This window comes from Pseudomonas sp. P1_F7, assembly GCF_056405655.1.
This window is the reverse complement of the sequence record NZ_JBFUBR010000043.1, coordinates 1-3861: the sequence shown is the minus strand read 5'-3', so window position 1 is coordinate 3861 and position 3861 is coordinate 1. Positions and strand designations below refer to the sequence as shown.

Annotated in this window: 3 protein-coding genes; all 3 read right to left on the bottom strand. The window is 55.1% G+C overall.

Annotated elements, in window-relative coordinates; all coding sequences use genetic code 11:
- The coding region (locus AC1D1M_RS31205) for a glycine betaine ABC transporter substrate-binding protein (RefSeq protein WP_477778664.1) at positions 1-812 on the bottom strand (812 nt) is incomplete at its 3' end.
- 68 nt (positions 813-880) lie between these two features.
- Positions 881-2227, bottom strand: coding sequence for an NAD(P)/FAD-dependent oxidoreductase (locus AC1D1M_RS31200; RefSeq protein ID WP_477762068.1), 1347 nt, complete (start codon positions 2225-2227; stop codon positions 881-883).
- Positions 2224-3741, bottom strand: coding sequence for an aldehyde dehydrogenase (locus AC1D1M_RS31195; protein ID WP_477762069.1), 1518 nt, complete (start codon positions 3739-3741; stop codon positions 2224-2226). Before AC1D1M_RS31195 ends, AC1D1M_RS31200 begins: the two co-directional genes overlap by 4 nt.
- Positions 3742-3861: the final 120 nt, after the last annotated feature.

Sequence of the window (3861 nt, the reverse complement as noted above, 5' to 3'; positions counted from 1 at the left end):
GTATGACTATCAATCCAACCCTTGATAGCCTCGTCCATGGTCTTGCCATCCTTGACTTCAGCATTCATCGCGGTGATGTCCGTGATAGGCACATATACGCTGGCCATTAGTTCACGCGCACGCGGATTGGCTTCAGCGAAGCCTTTGTGTCCGATCCAGTAATAACCCTGCAATGGCGGGAAGACCCCTTTTGGATCTTTCAAGAATTTGAGATCAAATTTCTTGGTCATCCACGATGGATCCCAGACGGTTACCGCCACCCACTCTTTGCGGTCGACTGCCGACTTTAAAGCCGCGGTCATGGCGGAAGTACTGCCTTCGACCAGCTTGAGCTTGATGTCGTACGCTTTGACAACGTTGTTCGCGTCACTCATCAAACCCGAACCAGGCTCGATGCCTATGATTCTGTTACCCAGTTTGTCCGCGTTTGCATTCAGCTGCTCGATGGAGTCGATGTCCACGTAACTGGGTACTGCCATGCCCTGATAAAGACCATAGGAGACCGGTGACAGCTTCTCGATTTTGTTTTTGTTCTTTTTCCAGTAATCGGCTGCGGCGTAATCAGTCTGGGATGCCAACACTTGAATATCCCCTTTGCTGAGTGCAGCGTAGGCGATACCCCACTCGGAAAACTCCACTACTTTTACGGTATATCCAGCGTTCTCGAGTACCTTCTTGGTAATGCCGCTGATAGGCACCAAGTCCTCCCAAGACATGGTGCCCATTACTATGTTTTTTTCTTCAGCGTGTGCCTGCAAACTCATCATACCCACAAGCGCGAGCGCGCAGAATGCCTTCCAAATATTCTTCATGGATTGTTCCGTTCTTATTAGTGACTTATTAAACGGCCTTTATAGGAAAAGCCGACAACTTAAACTTGTTAACCTTCTCGCCCGGCCCAAAACTCATGCCAGCGAATAACTGAACTGACGCCCAGCTTCGTTATTATCTTGGGTGGTAGCTTGCTGGGGCCTGGTGCGTGACTGAAGCTATCGAGAAACTCCGAACGCGTACCCGATGCCAACTCCGCAGCCATCACACCTGCCAGGGTGCTTTTCACAGTACCCAGCCCATTCTCGCAGCAAGCCGAGTACAGGTTTTCTTCAATCTCGCCAAATGCAGCGGCGCTGTTACGACTCAGACACAGACGGCCGGCCCAACTGAATTCCAACGCAGTGGATTTCAATTCGGGAAAGCGGGCATCCAGGGAATGTCGCTGTTCTTTGGCCACCGCAGCTACCCGCTCTGGAGTGACCTGGATACTCGGGTCATAGGTGAACTTGGTCCGGATGACGATACGCGAGAGACCGTCTGAAGAGATCTTGCGAACGGTCGCGCCCATTGGATCCGCCGGCAACAACGCCCACCTGGCTTTGCCCGGTACGTCTTTCTTGAACTCATCATCACTGTACGCCGCCGTCATGGAAGCGTAAGTGAAGACGTGCAGTAGTCGTCCTTGATAATGGCCAAAGTCTTCAATGTGCCCGTTGACCCCCAAGATGACCTTGGGTGCGTGCACCGTCCCGTTATGAGACCGAGCGCTCCAACCGCTTCCCTGCTTGGTCAATTCAATAATCGGAGAACGTTCGAACAGCGTGATTTTCCCTTCGAGCCCTGCTGCCAGGTCTCTAATGTATTGCGCGGGTTGAATCATCACTGCGCCGGGGGTGTAGATCCCACCGTGGTAATAGGTGGACCCGGTGATTTCGCGCATTTGCGCGGCATCAAACATCTCGAACTTTTCGCCAATGCGCTCAAGGGATTTGGCGTAATTGACGTTCAGCTTCAGTCCACGCTCAGTGGCGGCCGCGTTGATCTTCCCTGAAGGGTCGAAGGTGTCTGGGGACATGCCGTACTCGCGTGCGGCTTCAGCGGCAAAAGCAATTGCAAAACGATTTTGGGTGATTTCCAGCGCCGTTGCAGACTCACTCGCTACGGAGTATTCCCCGGACGACAGACTGTGCGGCACATCGATCATGAAACCAGAGTTTCTGCCCGACGGCCCCTTGGCGACTTCATGCGCATCGACCACAACAATGCTGTCACCCGGGTGTAGCTGTGAAAGTCTGCGAGCGGCGGACAGGCCGGCAAAACCGGCCCCGATAATCAGCCAGTCCGCCGTCACGTTTCCATCAAGCATGCGGACAGGCGCAGTGCGTGCGGAAATCGCCTCCCAACCTGAAACCCCGGTGTCTACCGGCAGGCGCTTGATGGTATGGGTGCTCATTTTTCGGTCTCTTCATCCGACCGATCAGACACATCGATCCAGATGGTTTTGATTTCGGTGTATTGATCGTGGGCAAAAATCGATTTGTCCCGACCGCCGAAGCCCGACTCCTTGTAGCCACCGAAAGGCGTGGATGCATCGCCCTCGCCAAAGCAGTTCACGGTGACGATGCCGGCGCGAATTTCCCGCGACAACTTGATTGCCCGCCGCAGACTGCCGGTGTAAACAGAGGCCGCCAAGCCATAGACCGTGTCATTGGCCAGCGCAATGGCTTCGGAGATCGTGTTGAAGGAGGTGACCGAGAGAATCGGGCCGAAGATCTCTTCCTGAAAAAGCCGGTTGTCTCGACCTACACCGTCAATCACCGTTGGCTCTACAAAGGCACCGTCTTTGGTCGCGCCACCGTAAACCACTTCAAGCTTTCCGGCGGCGGCGTGCTCAAGGTACGACTTCACTTTGGCAAAATGCTCAGGGCTGACCAGCGACCCTACGCGGTTTTCCGGATCGAGTGGATCGCCCATTTTCCATTCGCGGATGTAGGTGCCCATGCGCTTCAGTAGCTCGTCTTTAACAGACGCGTGGACGATCAGACGAGAAGTCGCGGAGCAGTTTTCGCCCATGTTCCAGAACGCGCCATTGACGACGTGTTGAGCGACGAGATCCAAATCCTGGGCATCGTCCATCACCACGGCCGGGTTTTTCCCGCCGCACTCAAGGACGATGCGTTTCAGGTTCGAATCGGCGGCGTAATGCAGGAAGCGGCGGCCGGTTGCGGTGGAGCCGGTGAAGCTCACCATGTCGACATCGTTATGCAAACCGATCGGCTCTCCGACGTCCTTGCCCGTACCGGTCACAATGTTGAGTACACCAGCGGGTATACCGGCTTCAAACGCCAGTTGCGCGACACGCAAGGTGGTCAGCGAGGTTTGTTCAGCAGGTTTGACGATGACCGAACAGCCCGCAGCGAGGGCGGGGCCGATTTTCCACGCTAGCATCAGCAGCGGGAAGTTCCAGGGCAATACGCAGCCCACCACGCCGATCGGCTCCCGAACTACCATGGTCAGCGCGTCGCTGCCCACCGGGGCGGTGTTGTCATAAATCTTGTCAATCAGTTCTGCGTGCCAGCGGATCGTGTGGATGGTGTCCGGGATGTCGACCAACTGACATTCACTGACCGGTTTGCCGCTATCGAGACTTTCGAGGACGGCCAGTTCGTATTGATGGCCTTCAAGCAGGTTTGCAAACTTCAACAGAACCGCTTTGCGCTCCCGCGGAGAAATAGATCTCCAGCGCCCATCCTCAAAGGCCTCCTTGGCAGTGCTTACCGCGAAGTCGACATCTTCGGACGAACAAGCTGCGACGTCGGTTAAAAAGTCACCGGTCGCCGGATTGTTCGTGGCGAAGGTTTTGCCGGAGATCGCGGGTTTAAACGCGCCATTGATGAACGCCTTGGACGGCAACGAAATGTCTTTGGCCAGAGCGGCATACTCGGCCTTGCTCAGAAGATCACCCATGGCTGGCTCCCGAAGAAATGTTGGCTACGTTACGTTTGAGTTCAGTAATGACCGACGCGAAGCTCTGCTTTTCGTCCGCTTCAAGTGGCTGCAATGGCAGGCGCACGTTACCGACTTTCA

What these genes read in the sequence shown, in the direction of transcription:
- AC1D1M_RS31195 (WP_477762069.1), bottom strand. Translation starts at nt 3,741, where the DNA reads ATGGGTGATCTTCTGAGCAAGGCCGAGTATGCCGCTCTGGCCAAAGAC.
- AC1D1M_RS31200 (WP_477762068.1), bottom strand. Translation starts at nt 2,227, where the DNA reads ATGAGCACCCATACCATCAAGCGCCTGCCGGTAGACACCGGGGTTTCA.